The sequence below is a fragment of the Parapusillimonas granuli genome, assembly GCF_013416525.1.
Lineage (GTDB): Bacteria > Pseudomonadota > Gammaproteobacteria > Burkholderiales > Burkholderiaceae_B > Parapusillimonas > Parapusillimonas granuli.
Window position 1 is genome coordinate 1 of record NZ_JACCEM010000009.1, and the last position, 18,336, is coordinate 18,336.

The window sequence follows — 18,336 nt, forward strand, 5'->3', positions numbered from 1 at the left end:
CCTATCGGCTTCGCGCAGGATCCGGACTATCTGCTCGTCGCTGTATCGCGTCTTCTTCATATGCCTCTCACTCTCTGAGAGGCCATTGTCTCAAGTTACCTTGGATCGAAAAAGCCGGGACAGGTCAAGATCATCGGCAGTCGCCTGCTTATTAGCGATCGAGCCTTCGCCGTCAACGTTAAAACCGTTCAAGCCCAGCGTTTTGGCGGTAATCTGTTTAAGATTGATGGAAATAGTCTCATTGTCGTTGGCTCCTACTTGGACTTTCAGTTCATTGTCCTTAGCCAGAACCTTCACGCCGTTGAATTGCGTTTGCGCCGAGACACGATCGATTTCATCCAGACGCTGCTGAATTTCTGCTTGAATCGAGTTCAAGTCAGAATCCGAGTTTGAACCATTCGCTGCTTGCACAGACAGTTCGCGAATGCGTTGCAGATTGCTATTGATTTCGTTCAGCGCACCTTCGGTCGTTTGCGCGATGGAGATGCCGTCGTTGGCGTTACGAGTGGCTTGGCCCAGACCCTTGATGTTGGCCGTGAAGCGGTTGGCGATGGCTTGACCAGCAGCGTCGTCCTTGGCGCTGTTGATGCGCAGGCCGGACGACAGGCGCTCAATGGCCGTGCCCAGGGCGCCTTGCGACTTTTGCAGGTTATTCTGCGAGACCTGAGCCAGGTAGTTGGTGTTAACAACGAACCTTCTGAGCTAAATCAGAGGCATAATTTGGCAAAATACCACATAGGCCTTCAATTCAAAGCAATGGCATGATCCGCTGCAGCAGCTCGTCCATGCGTGATTGTCGCGATGGTCATTCCCTCGACAGCCGCTGCCCCCGCGCCGTGATCCAAGCCATGATGGTCTCCTGACATCCACTTCAGGGAGGCCGCCATGAGCGAGCGCGATGCCGCCTACCGGCGCGTGTTCCATCACCCCCAGATGCTGCGCGACCTGCTGGCCTGCGTGCTGGAGGCCGATTGGCTGCGGGACCTGGACTGGGCGGGCCTGCGCGAGGTCAACACGCAGTACGTGGCCGAGCGCCTGCAGCGGCGCGTGGGCGACGGCGCCTGGAAGATCCCCCGGCGTTCGGGCCGCGCGCTGTACGTGCTGCTCATGCTCGAGCACCAAAGCCGGCCCGACGCCTACATGGCCCTGCGCATGGCGACCTACGCCGGCTTGTTGTACCAGTCGCTGCTGCGCCAGAAGCAGGTCAGGCGGCTGCTGCCGCCCATCCTGCCGGTGGTGCTCTATAGCGGGCGGCGTCCCTGGCGCGCGCAGCGGGACCTGGCCGGGCTGATCGAGCCGTCGGTGCCGGACTTATCGAGCTACCAGCTGCAGCTGCGCTACGTGCTGATCGACGAAGGCGCGCTGCTGCGCGCGGGCGGCCTGCCCGATGCGAACCTGGCGGGGCTGCTTTTTCGGCTGGAGCACAGCACGGCCATTGAGCAAATCCCGGAAATACTGCACACTTTGATGGACGCGGTGCAAGGGGAGGGGTTTGAGGAGTTGAACCGCAGCCTTGCCGCCTATATCCAGCACCTGGTGCTGTCGCGGGCCCAGCCGCAAGAGGCGGTGCCCCAGGTCACGAGTTTGCAGGAGCTTGTCATGTTGATCAGTGAGAAGCCGGGCATGTGGGCCCGGCAGTGGAAGCGCGAGGGGATCCTGGAGGGGTTGCGGCAAGGCGAGCTGTCTGGCCAAGCAGCGCTGCTGGAACGTCTGCTGATCCGAAAGTTCGGCCCTTTGCCGGACACCCTGGTTCAGCGCATCCACACAGGCAGCGCTGCCGAGCTGGAGGTTTGGGCCCTGAACTTTGTCGACGCCGATTCCATCGTGCAGGTATTTGCTTCGACACAAAGCCCTTCGTCGTAAACCATACGATTTATGTTTGATTGCTTTCCTGCATCCAGCAAGGAACGTCCCGACTGCCATCCATGACCCTCGGGCAGCTCAGGTGTAAACGGTATAGCCCGTCCGTTATTTCGCTGCCGCAAAAACTTATGGCTAAAGTAAGCGGACAGTGGTGCTGGATCTGTCGCCTTCGCCCTGAAAAATTGCGATTGACTCAGTATTCGCGTTCGACCACCTTCAGGAAAGCGGATCTTCTTTCCGACATGGGCCCGAATTCCTCTGTGATCTGCTGCAGGGTGGCGCCTTGCGTCAAGGCGTCCAGGATGTCCGCCCAGTCTTGCATCAGTATGCGGCGCGAACTGACGTATTTGGTATGTTCGTAAGGGGCCCGCGAGGGGTCTTTTTTGGTGTGGGCCAGCTGCAGGTCGACGCGGTTGTCCGGGTAGCTCAGCAGGCTGAGCAAGGTGGTGGCGGTGGAGCGAAAGCCGTGTGTAGAGAACCTGCCCCGGTATCCCAGTGATTCGATGGCGTGGTTCAGCGTCGTTACGCCGATGGGCTGGTTTGGCCTGCGGCTGTTCGGAATCAGGTATTTGCCGTGGCCGGTGACGGCATGCAGTTCTTTTAGCAAGGCGAGCGTCTGCCGGGACAGCGGCACAAGATGGGGCCGGCGCATTTTCATGTTTTCCGCGGGAATCGACCAGGTTGCGTCCTCCAGGCTGAACTGGTCCCAGGTGGCGCGGCGGATTTCCACGGTGCGGACGAAGGTCAATGCAACCAGCTTCAGCGCCGTCTTCGTCGTGAAAAAACCGTCCCAATCATCCAGCTTGCGCATGAAAGGCGCGATTTCCTGCCAGGGCAAGGGGGGGTTATGGCGAATGGGCGGGCGCTTGACGAGGCGTTTCAGCATGGCGGCCGGGTCGTGTTCGCACAGGCCTTGCTGTGCGCCATAGCTGAAGATCTGGCTGATCCATTGGCGCACCGCCATTGCGGCGCTGACGCCGCGTTCGGAGATGTCCAGGATCAGGGGGCGGATGTTCAGCACGCCGACCGCCGTGATGGGCAGCTTTCCGATGACGGGGAAGATGTCCCGTTCGAGATAGCTTTTTACTTGCTTCGCGTAGGTGTCGCTCCATGATTTATTGGACTTCATCCAATCGTGCGCCACCGCTTCGAAAGTATGGCCGTTTCTTTGGATTTGCTGGCTGAGAAGGGCTTTTTTGTTGATGAGCGGATGGATGCCTTGCTTGACGAGTTCGCGGGCTTTGTCGCGTTCCAGGCGGGCGGCTTGCAGGCTGACTTCAGGGTATTTTCCTATGGAGAATACTTGCGACACCGACCCGATGCGGTAGCGATAGCGCCAAAGCTTGCCCCCGGCGGGAGTGACGTACAGGTACAGGCTGCCGCCGTCTTTAAGCGAATAGGGTTTGGGTTGGGGAGTGGCTGTTTCGATTTTCCGTACGGTCAGCAAGCTGGTTGCCATGGCGGGTAACGATGGATTGGGCGGGATGGTTGGCGTGCGTATGCGCCAATATACACATTTGCGCCGGCTCGAGGTATTCGTGGAATCCGCGCAACAAGATGTCCGATGGAAGGATGCGCCCCGGTTCGAGCCTGAAAAGTAATTTCGAAGCAACGGGCCCGGCTGCTATAGTGAGCTTCTTGATCCATATGAATATTACGCAGGGGCCATTATCAATGACCACACGGAGACACTTTCTTTCGTTCGCCGCGGCGGCTGCCGCGGGTTCCGCTTTGGGCTGGGGCCGGCCGGCCGCCGCGCAGGCGGGCGTCACCAAGCTGTTCGTCGGTTTCCAGGCCGGCGGCGGGTTCGATGCCTTGGCGCGCATCGTGGCGGAGCAGTTGCAGAAACACGAAGGCAAGACCTTCATCGTTGAAAACAAGCCGGGCGCGGCCGGCCGGCTGGCGGTCGATTCGGTCCGGCGGTCGGCGCCGGACGGCTCGGTGCTTCTGGTGACGCCGTCTCCGGTGCTGACGCTGGCGCCCCATACGGAAAGCGATGTCGCATTCGACCCGCTGCGCGATCTGGTGACGATCGCGCGTCTGGCCTCGTTCGATTACGGCTTCGCGGTAAGCGCGGCATTGAATGTCTCGACATTGCAGGACTATATCGACGCCGTGCGCAAGGACGGCAAGCTGGGCGCATACGGGTCGCCGGGCGTCGGGCTGACGCCGCATCTGGTCGGGATGATTCTGGGGCGCGAGGCGGGCATCGAACTGTTGCACGTGCCTTACAAGGGCACGGCGCCCGCGCTGCAGGACGCCATGGGGAACCAGGTTCCAGCCGTTTGCGCGACCGCGCCCGCATTGGTCGCCGGCCACAAGAGCGGGCGCATCCGCGTCCTGGCGACGACCGGCTCCCAGCGCAATCCCGACCTGCCGGATGTCCCCACTTTCACCGAGTCGGGGCTGAAAGACCTGGTCATCGAGGATTGGGCGGTGATGAGCGCCCCGGCGGGGACGCCGGCGCCGGTGGTCGATGCGCTCAGCAAGGCCGTGCTCGCATCCCTGACCGACCCGAAGCTGCAGCAGCAATTCAAGCAGCAGGGCTTCTATCCGGCCGGTTTGGCGGCCGAGGCCGCCGCGGCGCTGTTGAAGTCCGACTACGAACAATGGAAGACGCTCGTCAAGGCGTTGGATTTCAAAGGCAATTAGGGTCGGTATGGGTTCCAGGAATGTCATCGTCTTGCTGTCGGATGAGCACAATGCCGACGTCATGGGTTGCGCGGGCCATGCCATGGTCCAGACCCCCAATCTGGATGCGCTCGCCAAGAAGGGCACACGCTATACCGCGGCCTATACGCCTTCGCCGATCTGCGTGCCGGCGCGCGCCAGCATCGCCACCGGCCGCCATGTGCATGAGCACCGCTGCTGGGACAATGCCATCGCCTACGATGGGCGCACCCCCAGCTGGGGCCATCGCCTGCAGCAGGCGAACATACCCGTGGAGTCCATAGGCAAGCTGCATTACCGCAAGGAAGAGGACCCGACCGGGTTCGACCGGCAGCAGCTGCCGGTGCACATCATGGACGGCATCGGGCAGGTGTTTGGATCGGTGCGCGATCCCTTGCCTGAAACCATCGGCAAGATGCCGTTGTTCGACAAGATCGGGGCGGGCGAGTCGAGCTACAACCGTTTCGATCGGAGCGTGGCGGAGCTGGCCGTGCAATGGCTGCGCGATCGTGAAAAATCGCAAGACGGCCGGCCCTGGGTGCTGTTCGTCGGCCTGGTCGCGCCGCATTTCCCCTTGATCGTGCCGCAAGCCTACCTGGACCTCTATCCGCTGGACAAGATCCCGCTGCCCAGGCTGTTGCCCAGGGACGGCTATGTGCGCCACCCGTGGGTGGAGCGGCAGGTCAGGTATTCGGATCATGACGCGGCGGTGGGCCCCGACGAGCGCAAGCGGCTTGCCATTGCGACCTATTATGCGCTGACCACTTTCATGGATGAGCAGGTCGGCAAGATTCTGGCCGCGCTGGACGACACGCGCTTTGCCGGCGACACGACGGTCGTGTATTCCAGCGACCATGGCGACAACATGGGCGTGCGCGGCACCTGGAACAAGTGCCTGCTGTACCGGGAGTCGACCGCGGTCCCCATGATTCTATGCGGGCCGGACGTGCCGGCGGGCAAGGTGTGCGGCACGCCCGTCAGCCTGGTCGATTTGTACCCGACGATCACGGAGGAGGCCGGCGCCGGCCGGCATGCGGAAGACGCCGATCTGCCGGGCGCCTCGCTGGTGAAGCTGGCCAATGAAAAAGAGGATCCCGATCGCGTGGTACTCAGTGAATATCACGCCATCGGCTCGGACTCGGCCGGCTACATGGTCGCCGATGCTCGGTACAAATACCATGAATACGTAGGCTATCCGCCGGAGCTTTTCGATCTGCGGAGCGACCCCGGCGAGGCCGTCGATCTTGCCGGCAAGCCGGAGTATCGGGAAGTCATCAGCCGCTACGCCGAAAAGCTGCGCGCCATCCTGGATCCGGTGGCGGCCGATGCCCGCGCGAAAAAAGACCAGGCGGCGCTCGTGGCGTCGTTCGGGGGCAGGGAAAAGGCGCTGTCCATGGGCACGCCGGGCGCTTCGCCCGTGCCGACGGTGTAGAGCGTTTCACCGCCCGCGGGCATGCAGGCGGTGAAGCGCTCTAGGCCGATACGGCCTCGCGCTCGGCGGGGATGAGCCTGATGGCGCCGCCGCGAGCCTTCCGTTCCTGGGGTTCAAGGGCCGGCGCTGCGTCATAAGCGGCGTCAGCGAATGCTTGCGCCGGCTTTTTTCCGCCGGTGTTCAGCACATCGATGGACAGGCGCAGGTTCCTGGCTTCGTCGCCCAGCGCCCGCACGGTGTGGCCCAGGTCCTGAACCAGGGCCGCGTTCTGCTGCGTGGCGCCGTCCATTTGCGTGATGGCCTGGTTGATCTGTTGCAGTCCGCCGAATTGTTCTGCGGATGCGGTGGAGATCTCGGCCATGATGTCGGTGACCTTGCGCACGGACTCGACGATTTCGTCCATGGTCGCGCCGGCCCGGGCCGCCTGTTCCGAGCCGGCCGCCATGCGTTCGACCGAGGCCTTGATGAGTTCCTTGATTTCCTTGGCGGCGGTGGAGCTCTTCTGGGCCAGGCTGCGCACTTCGCCGGCGACGACGGCGAACCCCTTGCCGGCTTCGCCGGCGCGGGCCGATTCGACGGCGGCGTTCAAGGCCAGGATGTTGGTCTGGAAGGCGATGTCCTCGATCAGGGAAACGATGTCGCCGATCCTGCGGGAGCTTTCATGTATGCCGTGCATGGTGGCGACCACCTCGTTCACGACGCCGCCGCCACGCTGGGCGGTCTGCATGCTGGCATCGGCCAGGCGGCTGGCCAGGTTGGCGTTGTCGGTATTCTGCTTGACGGTGACGGTCAGCTGTTCCATGCTGGCGGCCGTTTCCTGCAGGGACGCGGCCTGGTCTTCCGTGCGGGCGGAAAGATTGGTGTTGCTGGCTTCCAGCACCTGGGCGGTGCTGGCGGTGACGCGGGCGCCGTTGTGGACGTCGATGGCGATGCCAAGCAGGCTCTTGCGCATCATGTCCAGGTAGAAATACAGGTTGCCGACTTCCCCTTTCTGGTCGGCGTCGATGTCTATCTGCAGGTTGCCGGCGGAGATTTGCCTGGCGATCTTGGCGGCGCCTTCCAGCGGCCGGACGACGCGCTGGGCGATGATCCAGCCGTAGACCAGGCTCGCGATGGTGGCCGCGGCGATGCCGCCCAGCGCCCACCACCGATGAGGCTCGGGCACGCCGCCCGTCAGGGCGAACCAGGCCGTGGCGGCGATGGTGGCGGTGGTGAGCGCCGCCATGCGCAGCATGCCCGCCCGCAGCGTGTTGCTGAAGGGCGCGCAGGCCAGGTCCACGAGCCGGCGCCAGCCGGTGCGCACGCGTTGCCCGCCTTTGATGGCGTAGCCGCGCGCCCGTCCGGCATTGACTTGATCATAGAATTCCTGGGCGGCCGCGATCTGCTCGTCGGTCGGTTTGATGCGCACGGACGCGTAGCCGGTGACTTCACCGCCTTCGAAAATGGGGGCTGCGTTGGCCAGCACCCAGTAATAGCCGCCGTCTTTCCGGCGATTCTTGACCAGGCCCAGCCACGGCTTCTTGGCGTGCAGCGTGTCCCATAAATCCTGGAAGGCCTCGGGGGGCATGTCCGGGTGGCGGATCACGTTATGGGGCTTGCCGATCAATTCTTCGCGGGTGTAGCCGCTGACTTCGAAGAAGGCGGGGTTGGCGTAGGTGATACGGCCTTTCTTGTCGGTTTTCGAGATCAGGTACTGATCCGGACGCAGCTTGGTTTCTACATCGTAGACGGGATAATTCTTGCGCATGGTTGGCGATGTCTCTTGAAGCGGGGGCAGGCTGCGGTGGTCTGCGCTTATGAAAAAGCCCTGGTTGCCCAGGGCTCTGCGGCGGCTTGCTTACGTTTTGTCGTGAGCAGCGTTAATTTGTTCATTCTAGCTCATAAAACCATGCCTACGACATGGGTATTTGCGCGGATGATGCGGGTATTTTCCAGGGCCGCCAATGCATGCGCCATGGGGCGCCATGAATGAAAAGGGGCCGCCCCCCGCGGGACGGCCCCCTGGCTTTCACGGCATCAATACAGCGCTTGCGGCAGCCACATGCCGATGGCGGGGAACAGATACAGCAGCACGATGGCGATGATCTGTATGCCCATGAAGGGCAGCATGCCCGCGAAGATCTGGTTCAGCGTCACGTGCGGCGGCGCAACGCCCTTCAGATAGAAGGCGGACATGGCCACGGGCGGCGACAGGAAGGCCGTTTGCAGGTTGAGCGCCACCAGCAGGCCGAAGAACAGCGGGTCGATCTGGTAGTGCGCAAGCAGCGGCAGGAAGATGGGCATGAAGATCACGATGATCTCGGTCCATTCCAGCGGCCAGCCCAGCAGGAAGATCACGATCTGGGCCATGATCATGAATTCGACCGGCGTCAGATTCATGCTCAGCACCCAGTTGTTGATGATTTCCTGCCCGCCCAGCAGCGCGAAGGCCGCCGAGAATATGCTGGATCCGACGAACAGCCAGCACACCATGGCGCTGGTCTTGGCCGCCAGGTACACTGATTCCTTCATCATTTCCATGTTCAGCTTGCGGTAGGCCAGGGCCAGCAGGATGCCCCCGAACGAACCCATGGCGGCGGCCTCGGAAGGCGTGGCCAAGCCGAACACGATGCTGCCCAGCACGGCCAGGATCATGATGGCCAGCGGGAAGAAGGAGCTGAGCAGCATCTTGAAGATTTCAAGCCGCGCAAAGGTGAAGAAGGCGTAGAAAATGATGAGCAGGATCGTCCCGATGGCGAGCGTGATCCAGAAGGACTGGGGCGCCGGCCTGGCTTCGGCCGCCGATTCTTCCGCAGCTTCCTCGGCCGCGTCGGATGCGGCTTCAGCCGTTTGCGCGCCCGCGGGCTCGGCCGCCTGTTCGGAGCCTTCGGGCTCCGCCAGGCCGCCCGAATACTGGTCCTGGCTGTCGAATTCGGCCGAGAAGCCCATTTCGACCAGGCCGGTGACTTCGGCGGGCGCGGGCGCGGTGACGATCTTGTAGGTCAGGCCCATGGCCGCTACGAAGACCAGCGCCGGAAGCAGGGCGATGAAGGACTGCCACAGCAGCGTATTCATGGGCACGCCGACGTTGCGCTTGCCCTTCATGGCGCCGATCAGCCCGGGCAGCGCCCGGTTGCTGACGGTGTCCTTCACCGTCTGGGCGAATTCGGGCAGGGTCACGCGGCGTTCTTCTTGGGATAGCGGCGGCGCCGACTTGGGGCTGATCTTGGCGACGATCATCACGTAGATGACGTAGAGCACCGCCAGCATGATGCCCGGGAAGAAGGCGCCGGCATACAGCTTGACGACGGATACGCCGGCCACCGCGCCGTATACGATCAGGAGCACGGAGGGCGGGATCATGATGCCCAGGCAGCCGCCGGCGGTGATGGCGCCCGCCGACAGCCTGATGCTGTAGCCCGCCTTGAGCATGGCCGGGAGTGCCAGCAGGCCCATCAGCGTGACGACCGCGCCCACGATGCCGGTGGCCGTGGCGAACACCGCGCAGGTGATGATGGTCGCGACCGCCAGCGAGCCCGGCACGCGCGCCATGGCCAGGTGCATGCTCTTGAACAGCTTTTCGATGAGGTTGGCGCGTTCGACCAGGTAGCCCATGAAAATGAACAGGGGCACCGCGATCAGCACGTCGTTGGTCATGACGGCGTACGTGCGCAGCACCATCAGGTCCAGGGTCTGCTCGATGGCCACCTGCGTGCCCATGTTCCGGTACGCGAGATAAGTGAACATCACCCCCATGCCCATGAGCGTGAACGCCGTGGGAAAGCCGAGCATGATGGTCACGACGATGAGCGCCAGCATGAGCAGGCCCAGGTGGCCGTTGGTCATGTCGGCCGGAGCCGGCATCAGGACGAAGATTGCGATAATGACGGCGGCCAGAATGGACAGGCCGAACCAGACTTCTTTTCTCATTGTTGGTTCCCTTCACGTTTCTGGTCATCGGGCTCGATGCCGAGCTGCTTCATGTCTTCTTCGCTGACGTGGACCATGTCCTTGAGCTTGTCTACGTCGACTTCCTCGACGTCCTTGTCGCGCTTGGGCCACTCGCCTTGTTTCAGGCACTGGACGCAATAGACCATTTCAACGAAGCCCTGGAACAGCAGCGTGACGCCGGCCAGGGGAATGATGGCTTTGAAGGGATAGATGGGCGGACCATCGGCCGTGATCGTGGAATGCTCGTTGATGACCCAGGACTCGGACGCATAGTTGTATCCGGCCCAGGCCAGGGCGACCACGCCCGGAATGAAGAACAGAATGTACAGGGACAGATCCAGCCCGGCTTGCAGGCGAGGCGGGAAGAAGCCGTAGAGTACGTCGCCCCGCACGTGGCCATTCTTGGAAAGCGTGTAGGCGCCCGCCATCATGAACAGCGTGCCGTACATCATGTTCATGGCATCGAACGCCCATGAGTGGGGCGCCCCCAGGGCGTAGCGGGAAAAGACTTCGTAGGTAACGAATAAGGTCAATGCCAGGACGAACCAGCCGAATAGCTGTCCGATCCAGGTATTGACCTGATCAACAACGCGCAAGAATTTTTGCATGGAAAGACTCACCTTGCTGGAGGGGATGGCGACACCGCCCGGATCGTCAGGCGGTGTCGCTGCGAGGCAGAGCTAAGGGTGTTCAGCTCTTTTTCGGAGCGGGCTTTCTGCCGAAGTAGTGGTTGTAGGCCATGCGACGGTTATTGTTGGTGTCCATGTCCCATGCCATTGCCCGGGCGGCGAAGGCGCGCTGGGATTCGTCGATTTCCTTGAACAGCGGATTGGTCTTGCTCTTTTCGGCGATGATCTGGTCCCACACCACCAGTTGCTGCGACAGAATCGAGTCGGGCGTCTTGTAGAAGCGCACGCCGTCTTCCTTCTGCAGCTTGATGTAGTCCTGCGAGTAGCGGTCGACCGCCTTCCAGGACATGTCGGCCGAGGCGGCTTCGACGCCGTTGGCGATGATGGCCTTGAGCTTGTCGGGCAGGGCGTTGTACTTGTCCTTGTTGAAGATGATCTCGAAGGTTTCGGAGGACTGGTGGAAGCTTTGCAGCATGCACACCTTGGACACGTCGGGGAAGCCCAGCAGGCGGTCGGAGGTGGCGTTGTTGAATTCGGCGCCGTCCAGCAGGCCGCGGTCGAGCGCCGGCACGATTTCGCCGCCGGGCAGGGCGTTCACGGCCGCGCCCATGGCGGTGAACAGGTCGATGGCCAAGCCGTTGGTGCGGAACTTCAGGCCTTTCAGGTCTTCGACCTTGGTGATGGGCTTCTTGAACCAGCCGAAGGGCTGGGTCGGCATGGGGCCTGTAAGGAAGGTGACCACGTTGCCGCCGATTTGCGAGTAGAGCTTGTCGAGCAGCTCCTTGCCGCCGCCGTACTTGTGCCAGGCCAGCACCATGTTGGCGTCCATGCCGAAGGCTGGGCCGGACGAGAACAGCGCCAACGCGTTCTGCTTGCCGTAGTTGTAGCCGAGCACGCCGTGGCCGCCGTCCAGCGTGCCTTTGGAGACGGCGTCGAGCAGGGCGAAAGCCGGGACCACGGCGCCGGCGGGCAGAACTTCGATTTTCAGCTCACCGCCCGTCATGTCGTTGATCTTCTTGGCGAAGTCGAGCGCGTACTCGTGGAAGATGTCCACCGTGGGCCATGTGCTTTGGAAGCGGAAATTGACCGGGGTTTGAGCGCTGACAATGGCGGGAAAGCCCATGGTGACCGCGGCGGCGGTACCGGCCGCGGCGCCGCCCAGAAACTGGCGGCGGGTGGGTTTGGAAAGGACGGTTGTGCTGTCCGCGTTCTTGCTGTTGTTCATTGGTTTGTCTCCTGGCTTTTTGTGCTTCGGGGCCGCATGCGATGCGTGCATGCAAATTGACTGCCGTGGCATTTATAGGCGATAGCAAGCGTTACAGTCAATAATATGGAAACCCCTAAGAGGCAATTTGTTTTAGGCTTCAAACAATAAGGAAAGAAGCAAAACTTCAATGTTCATGCGGGTTTTCAGCGTACGGTAAGAAATGCGGGGCCCAAGCGCGGATGGGCCGCCGGGATGCGCTTGCAGGGTTATTACGTAGTGCCGGTTTTTATTTTTTGGCTTGGAACCGGGCTTTTCACGGCGCCGCCCGCGGGCCGGCGCCAACCGCTTCTTTCGGCGTCGGCAGGCCCTGGTCAGGCAAACCCGCGCATGCGGCCGTGCACCCAGGGGAAATGGCCTTGCGCGGGCAGGCCGGATTTGCGCATCTTGCGCCTGCGTTTCGGAGCCGGCGCGTCGCTGACCTGCCAGGAGTCTTTCGTTACGGAAAGCATGCGCCGTATCGACGTGGCGAGCGCTTCGTCACTGGGCCCTGCAGGGAAATCGAAGTCGGTTTGCGTGTCTGTGTTCATGCTGGACAGTATGGCGGCAAAATTTGACGGGCGTGTGACAATTGGCATCCGGATGAACGGCTCATCCGGGATGCCGGCGGCGTTCGTTGCACGGGCTAGCCGGGAGGCTGCCGGTTCGGGTTGGGGTTGCGCGGGCGCTGGCTGACCTGGTCCTGGCTGCTGCCTATCTGGCTGGTGTGTCCGTCCTTTTTGCTGCGCCGCTGCTGGTCGCCGTGGCTGCGCTGGCTTTCCTTGGGGGGATCGTCTTTTTGCGGATTCTCTGGCTTGCGGGTCATGATGGGCTCCAGGTGTTTGGGAGGATGCTGTCAGCAAGCGGCGTGCCGCCGCGTCACGGGTTTTGGCGCTCGTCGATGCGCGCGTGCGCCATTCGGGCAAGTAATTTGCTACCATGCCGATTTCCAATCATTTCAGCAAGACGGGCCCGCATGGCGCAGCTGTTTCACCGCCGACTTGCCGTTATCTGGCTGCTCTGCCTGGCGCTCTCGCTGGCGCTGGGCGGGATTGCGCCGCGGGCTTTCGCCCAGGCCGCCGCGGCGCAAGACCAAAGCGCCTTGCTGGACAAGGCCCGGCAATCCGTCACCGGCATCCAGGAGCGGCTCAAGCAAAAGCCGGAAGGCATCGACGACGCGGGCCTGGTGGGCATGCGCGACGCTTTGCAGGCGGCCCAGTCGCTGGCCGACGATATCGTGGCTCAGCTCGAGCCCGAGCTGGCCGGCGTCGAGGCGCGCTTGAAGGAACTGGGCGAGCCCGCCGCCGATGCGGCCGAGCCGGCCGATATCGCCCAGCAGCGGGCGCAACTGAAGAAACGCCAGGCCTTGCTCGATTCACAGATCAAGCTGGCCCGGCTGATGGGCGTGGACGCCAGGCAAGGCCAGGACCAGGTCTCCCTGTTGCGGCGGGCGCGCTTCCAGGCGGAGCTGGGCACGCGTTCGCAGTCTCTGCTGGCGCCGGGGTTCTGGCGCGACGTTGTGCGCGATGCGCCGCGCGACATGCGGCGGCTCGACGGCTTGCTGGACCAGTTGGGCGACAGCCTGAAAGCCGTACCCGCCCGTGTCTGGGCCGGGGCGCTGGCCGTGGCCTTGCTGCTGCTGGCCATCGGGGAAGCAGGGCGGCGCGGCCTGGGCGCCTTCACCGTCAGGCATACCAAGCCGGCGCGCTTGCGCCGCTCGATCTACGCCGTGCTGATGGTGGCGCTTTACACCGTGGTGCCGGGTCTGCTTGCCGGCGTCATGCTGTTCGTGCTGCGCTGGGAGGGCGGGCTGGATGCGGGCCTGAACGCCTTCCTGGACCAAAGCGTGACCATCGTCCACGTGGCGGGATTCGTGGCGGGGCTGGGCATGGTGCTTCTTTCGCCCGGACGCCCCAGTTGGCGGCTGCCGACGCTGACGGATCGCCTGGCCATGAAACTGTCATGGGTTCCCTTGGTGTTCGCGGTGACGATCATGCTGGCGTGGTCGGCGCAGCGGGTGCTCGAGCTGATCAACGCCACGCTCAGCACCACGCTGCTGGTCAACGGCGCCATGACGGTGGTGCTCAATATTCTGATCGGGTTCACGGCCTTGAGCCTGCGGTCCAGCCTGCACGAGCGGGGGCGGAACGGGCCGGCCGGCGCCGAGGCGCCGCCGGCGACGTGGGTGCGCGCGGTGCCGTCCATCCTGGTGCTGGTCATCGTCGCAAGCCTGGCCGCCTTCCTGCTGGGCTTCATTGCCTTGAGCAGCCTGGTGGCGCAGGAAATAATCTGGCTGGCCCTGGTCGGCAGCACCGCTTACCTGCTGGTGGTGCTGGTGACCGACGTCTTCGACGGCCTCGTCGCCCGAGTGCGCGAGGAGCGCGCGGCGGACGTGCTGGCCGCGCAGCAGGCGCGCACTCGCTGCCAGCTGCTGGTGCTGGCATCCGGCGTGCTGCGGCTGACGCTGATTCTCTTTGCCATCGCGCTCGTGCTCCTGCCTTTCGGAGAGGATCCGAGCGACTGGCTGCACCGGCGCCTGGGCTTTCTGATGGCGGGCTTCCATGTAGGCGAGGCGCGGATCAGGCCGGCCTCGATCGCCCTGACCGTGGTGGTGCTGACGGCCGGGGTCTATGCGGTCAGGGTGATGCGGTCCTGGATATCGGACCAGTTCCTGCCCGTCACCCGGCTGGACGAGAGCATGCGCACGTCGACGGCGAACCTGCTGGGCTACCTTGGCTATTTCGCCGTCATCATGATGGCTGTTTCGTCGCTGGGCATAGGCCTGGAGCGCATGGCCTGGATCGTCAGCGCGCTGTCGGTCGGCATCGGTTTCGGCCTGCAGGCCGTGGTGCAGAATTTCGTGTCCGGCGTGATCCTCGTGGCGGAGCGGCCCATCCGGGTGGGCGATTGGGTGAGCCTGGACGGAGTCGAGGGCAATGTGCGGAAGATCAGCGCCCGCGCGACGGAAATCGAGATGTTCGACCGTTCGACGATGATCGTGCCCAATTCGGAATTCATCACGAAAAAGGTGCGCAACGTGACGATGGCCAACCCTTTGGGCGTGGTCACGCTGAAGTTCAACATGGCGCTGGACGTCGACGCCCAGGCCGTGCGCGAGATCATGCTGGGCGCCATACGCGCGCAGCCGGACGTCCTGGACGAGCCCGCGCCCTCGGTCATGCTCGACGCCTTCAGCGAAGCGACCTTGACGTTTTCAGCGACTTGCTATGTGATTTCGCCGCGCCAGGCCGGCAGGGTGCGTAGCGAGCTGATGTTCGAGATATTGGCCGGATTGCGCAAGCGGGACATCAAGCTGCGGTCCATACCGCCGGCGGGCGCCGAGGCGTCGCCGGCTGAAGCCGCGAGCGCCTCCGCGCCGCCCGATGCCAAGGCGACCTGACCGGAGCGGTCGAGGCCCGCGGCAGGCTTTGCTTGGCGGCCGATCCGGCCAGGAACCGCCACATTCATTCCAGCCCTGAGGGCCGTCGCGGTCCACCAGCATGCAGAGAGCTCAGGTAGCGGTAGACCGTCGCCACCGAGCAGTTCAATTCCTCCGCCAACAGGCCCACGGCGCCTTTTGCGCCGAAGAAACCCTGCGCGTCCAGCGCCCGCACCCAGGCCATGCGCTCGCGGTGGTTCAGGCGCCGGGGTTCGCCGGCCAGCTCGGCCTTGGCCCGGGCCAGGAGGTCCGCCGCCAGCCCTTGCCGCGCGACCGGCGGCGCGCCCGCCGAAGCCAGGCCGGCCGGTGGCGCATCCGTCGGCGGCCGGGACACGAAATGCGAGTCGACGAATGAATCGGGGTGGCGCAGCCGTAGAATGCGTTCGCTCAGATCGCGATAGCGGCTGTCGTCGAAGCTGATGGTCAGCAGCCCGACCCGCCGCCCGGCCTCATTGGCGAGAACACGCGAGGACGTGCGCAGCAGCTTGCCGGTCGAGGTCATGTCGGCCATCTGTATCCATTCGTCGGCCGGCGTGTCCTCCGCTTGGCGGCGGAATTCGTCCAGCCGCTGCTTGAGCAGCGCGGGCAGCGGCGCCCCCAGGGTGCGCTGGGTGACATGGCCGTTGGCGATCGCCACAACCACAGCGCTCGCTTCGGTCAGGTCGTACAGGGCGATTTCATAATCCGGCCCCAGGGTCTTGCCCAGGAAACCGGTCAAGGCGATCTGGTTTTGTAGCCAGGGTTTCTGCATGGCAGCCTCTCGGTGTCGTCGAAAAATCCCGAACGCGGGGCTGAAAGCCTGCCGATGATGATCGAGATAAGAACTGGACTCTTGCAGCGAGAAATTATTCTCGTCATAAAGTCGCTTGTTTCGAATTGTTCTTGCGAGCGCAGCGATATATTGGCATAATTTTTCGCAAGGCATGTAATTATGCCTGAAGAATGATAATAATTTCTTAATTAAATAAGAAATCCTTATCTTCCGCACTGTCCGCCTGTCCGTGGCCGCCCCGAGGCGCCGTGCGACGACCGGGGTGTCCTCCCGTCCATCCGCTTACGGAGGCCTCTCATGGCGATCAAATATTTCCCCGAACCTTTTCGCATCAAGTCGGTCGAGCCGCTGCGCATGCTCAGCCGCGAAGAACGCGAAGCGCGGCTCGTCGCCGCCAAATACAATCTCTTCGGCCTCAAGGGCGAGGATTGCTACATCGACCTGCTGACCGATTCCGGCACGGGCGCCATGAGCGCCGAGCAATGGGCGGGCATCATGCGCGGCGACGAAGCCTATGCCGGCGCGGCCAGCTACGACAAACTGGTCGGCACGGCCCGCGACATTTTCGGCTATGACTACGTCCAGCCCGTGCACCAGGGGCGCGCGGCCGAGAAGGTGCTGTTTCCGCTGCTCTTGTCGTCAGGCAAGGTGGCGATTTCCAATATGTTCTTCGATACGACGCGCGCCCACGTCGAACTGGCCGGCGCCCGTTGCATCGATTGCGTCGTCGAAGCCGCCAGGCGGCCGGCGGACCGGGCCAGCTTCAAGGGCAATATGGACGTTGCGCGCCTGGAGCAGCTGCTGCGCGAATACGGCCCCGAGCGCGTCGGCCTGATCGTCATGACGATCACCAACAACTCGGCCGGCGGGCAGCCGGTCTCCATGCGGAACCTGCGCGAGGTCTCGGCATTGGCCGGCCGATACGGGATTCCGGTCTGCATCGACGCCGCCCGCTACGCCGAGAACGCTTATTTCATCCAGAGGGACGAAACCGGATACCAAGACGTGCCCATCAGCCGGATCGTGCGCGAGATGTTCAGCCACGCCGACTTTTTCACTATGTCGGCCAAAAAAGACGCGATCGTCAACATGGGCGGCCTGCTCGGCGTGCGCGACGGCGCCTCGGGCCTGATCCAGGGCATCAAGGCCAACTGCATTTCCTACGAAGGCTTCTACACCTATGGCGGGCTCAGCGGCCGCGACATGGAAGCGCTGGCCATCGGGCTGCGCGAAGGAATAGACGAGAACTACCTGCGCTATCGCATCGGCCAGATGGAATACCTGGGCGGGCTGCTGGACCAGGCCGACATTGCTTACCAGGCCCCGGCCGGCGGCCATGGAATCTTCGTGGACGCGGCCGCGCTGCTGCCGCACATCCATTACACCGAATACCCGGGCCAAGTCCTGGCCATCGAACTGTACCGGGAAGCCGGCATCCGCAGCTGCGACATCGGATCCTACATGCTGGGGAACGACCCCGATACCGGGGAGCAACTGCAAGCCAGCTTCGAATTCACGCGGCTGGCCATACCCCGGCGGGTATACACCCAGGCCCACCTGGACGTCGTCGCCGAAGCGCTGGCCGAAATCAAGCACCGCGCGCACCAGATCAGGCGCGGCTACCGCATCACCTGGGAGCCGCCCATACTGCGCCATTTTCAGTCATCGCTGGAGCCTATTGCCGCGTGATGCGGCCGCTTGGTTTGTCGCTGGCGCGAGGGGAGCGTTCCCATGGCATATTGGATGCCCCCGCCTACACACGCGAAAAAAAATATGTTAAAGTTACGTTCTTTGGCGCATTAGCTCAGTCGGTTAGAGCGACGGAATCATAATCCGCAGGTCCCCTGTTCGAATCAGGGATGCGCCACCAAGGAATATCAAGGGCTTAGCGATCACTCGCTAAGCCCTTTTCTGTTTCTTGAGCCCCTGTTTTGGCTTCGTGTCCGACTTGTGTCCGAAATTTCCGGCGGCGGATGCGAGACAAGTTGAGACGATCGGTGTTGCGACGACGCCTCGCCGGGCTGGTGGCGGCAGGCTCCTGTTGCTCTTCCTGGCTCCTGTATCCCTGAGGATTCCCTATCCACTCATTCAAGGCCGTCGGCGTCCAGCCGCATGCGCGACCGCCCAGGTTGACCGGGCGTGGGAAGCGCCCCTCTGATATGCGGCGATAGATGGTGGCGCGGCTGAGTGCAGTGATGCGTATTACATCGGCGATGCGATAGAACGCGGGCGCTACAGGGAAAGCAGCGTGTGCCGATCGCTTGGCGATTCCTTGCTCGTCGGACATGGCCATCTCCGCAGTGGATTGATATGGCCTTAGGATGCCTCAGATGGTCTCAGGACTAAACTTGTCAGGGC

At 63.0% G+C, this 18,336-nt stretch carries 14 protein-coding genes, 1 tRNA gene and 1 pseudogene; 6 read left to right on the plus strand and 10 right to left on the minus strand.

The window, feature by feature from the left end:
* Positions 1-126: 126 nt before the first annotated feature.
* A pseudogene (locus tag H0A72_RS16255) lies at positions 127-672 on the minus strand (flagellin N-terminal helical domain-containing protein); the annotation flags it as partial.
* A 213-nt stretch (positions 673-885) separates the two neighbouring features.
* On the opposite strand from H0A72_RS16255, the gene H0A72_RS16260 reads away from it, so the two are divergent.
* Complete coding sequence (locus tag H0A72_RS16260) at positions 886-1,863, plus strand: Rpn family recombination-promoting nuclease/putative transposase (RefSeq protein WP_180157245.1); 978 nt, start codon at positions 886-888, stop codon at positions 1,861-1,863.
* 193 nt (positions 1,864-2,056) lie between these two features.
* On the opposite strand, the gene H0A72_RS16265 is transcribed toward H0A72_RS16260, so the two are convergent.
* Entirely contained in the window at positions 2,057-3,322 is a 1,266-nt protein-coding gene (locus H0A72_RS16265) for a tyrosine-type recombinase/integrase (RefSeq protein WP_180157247.1), read from the minus strand.
* Positions 3,323-3,537: 215 nt separating this feature from the next.
* Between H0A72_RS16265 and H0A72_RS16270 the strand changes: the two genes are divergently transcribed.
* Positions 3,538-4,515 (plus strand): Bug family tripartite tricarboxylate transporter substrate binding protein, encoded by a 978-nt coding sequence (locus H0A72_RS16270; RefSeq protein ID WP_180157249.1) that lies wholly within the window; start codon positions 3,538-3,540, stop codon positions 4,513-4,515.
* Between the two features lie 7 nt (positions 4,516-4,522).
* A complete protein-coding gene (locus H0A72_RS16275; RefSeq protein WP_180157251.1) occupies positions 4,523-5,965 on the plus strand; it encodes a sulfatase-like hydrolase/transferase in 1,443 nt (480 codons plus the stop codon).
* Between the two features lie 40 nt (positions 5,966-6,005).
* Here H0A72_RS16275 and H0A72_RS16280 read toward each other — a convergent pair whose 3' ends face one another.
* The 6 genes from H0A72_RS16280 to H0A72_RS16305 all read right to left on the minus strand — a co-directional run bounded on the left by H0A72_RS16280 (position 6,006) and on the right by H0A72_RS16305 (position 12,593).
* Positions 6,006-7,712: a methyl-accepting chemotaxis protein gene (locus H0A72_RS16280; RefSeq protein WP_180157253.1), complete on the minus strand. Its 1,707-nt coding sequence runs from the start codon at positions 7,710-7,712 to the stop codon at positions 6,006-6,008.
* A 269-nt stretch (positions 7,713-7,981) separates the two neighbouring features.
* Complete coding sequence (locus tag H0A72_RS16285) at positions 7,982-9,874, minus strand: TRAP transporter large permease (RefSeq protein WP_180157255.1); 1,893 nt, start codon at positions 9,872-9,874, stop codon at positions 7,982-7,984.
* Complete coding sequence (locus H0A72_RS16290; RefSeq protein ID WP_180157257.1) at positions 9,871-10,503, minus strand: TRAP transporter small permease subunit; 633 nt, start codon at positions 10,501-10,503, stop codon at positions 9,871-9,873. The genes H0A72_RS16285 and H0A72_RS16290 overlap by 4 nt, the downstream gene beginning before the upstream one ends.
* Positions 10,504-10,585: 82 nt before the next feature.
* The gene (locus H0A72_RS16295) at positions 10,586-11,749 is read right to left on the minus strand and encodes a TRAP transporter substrate-binding protein (protein WP_180157259.1); all 1,164 of its coding nucleotides are present in this window, start codon (positions 11,747-11,749) and stop codon (positions 10,586-10,588) included.
* Between the two features lie 353 nt (positions 11,750-12,102).
* Positions 12,103-12,318: a hypothetical protein gene (locus H0A72_RS16300; RefSeq protein WP_180157261.1), complete on the minus strand. Its 216-nt coding sequence runs from the start codon at positions 12,316-12,318 to the stop codon at positions 12,103-12,105.
* 95 nt (positions 12,319-12,413) lie between these two features.
* Positions 12,414-12,593: a hypothetical protein gene (locus tag H0A72_RS16305; protein ID WP_246437079.1), complete on the minus strand. Its 180-nt coding sequence runs from the start codon at positions 12,591-12,593 to the stop codon at positions 12,414-12,416.
* Between the two features lie 150 nt (positions 12,594-12,743).
* On the opposite strand from H0A72_RS16305, the gene H0A72_RS16310 reads away from it, so the two are divergent.
* Entirely contained in the window at positions 12,744-15,167 is a 2,424-nt protein-coding gene (locus H0A72_RS16310) for a DUF3772 domain-containing protein (protein ID WP_180157263.1), read from the plus strand.
* 64 nt (positions 15,168-15,231) lie between these two features.
* On the opposite strand, the gene H0A72_RS16315 is transcribed toward H0A72_RS16310, so the two are convergent.
* Complete coding sequence (locus H0A72_RS16315) at positions 15,232-15,957, minus strand: helix-turn-helix transcriptional regulator (protein ID WP_180157265.1); 726 nt, start codon at positions 15,955-15,957, stop codon at positions 15,232-15,234.
* Between the two features lie 318 nt (positions 15,958-16,275).
* Between H0A72_RS16315 and H0A72_RS16320 the strand changes: the two genes are divergently transcribed.
* Both H0A72_RS16320 and H0A72_RS16325 read left to right on the plus strand, forming a co-directional pair.
* Entirely contained in the window at positions 16,276-17,667 is a 1,392-nt protein-coding gene (locus H0A72_RS16320) for a tryptophanase (protein WP_180157267.1), read from the plus strand.
* A gap of 104 nt (positions 17,668-17,771) precedes the next feature.
* Positions 17,772-17,848, plus strand: a tRNA-Met gene (locus H0A72_RS16325).
* A gap of 15 nt (positions 17,849-17,863) precedes the next feature.
* Here the strand turns inward: H0A72_RS16325 and H0A72_RS16330 are convergent.
* Positions 17,864-18,265: a helix-turn-helix transcriptional regulator gene (locus tag H0A72_RS16330; protein ID WP_180157270.1), complete on the minus strand. Its 402-nt coding sequence runs from the start codon at positions 18,263-18,265 to the stop codon at positions 17,864-17,866.
* Between the last annotated feature and the right edge of the window lie 71 nt (positions 18,266-18,336).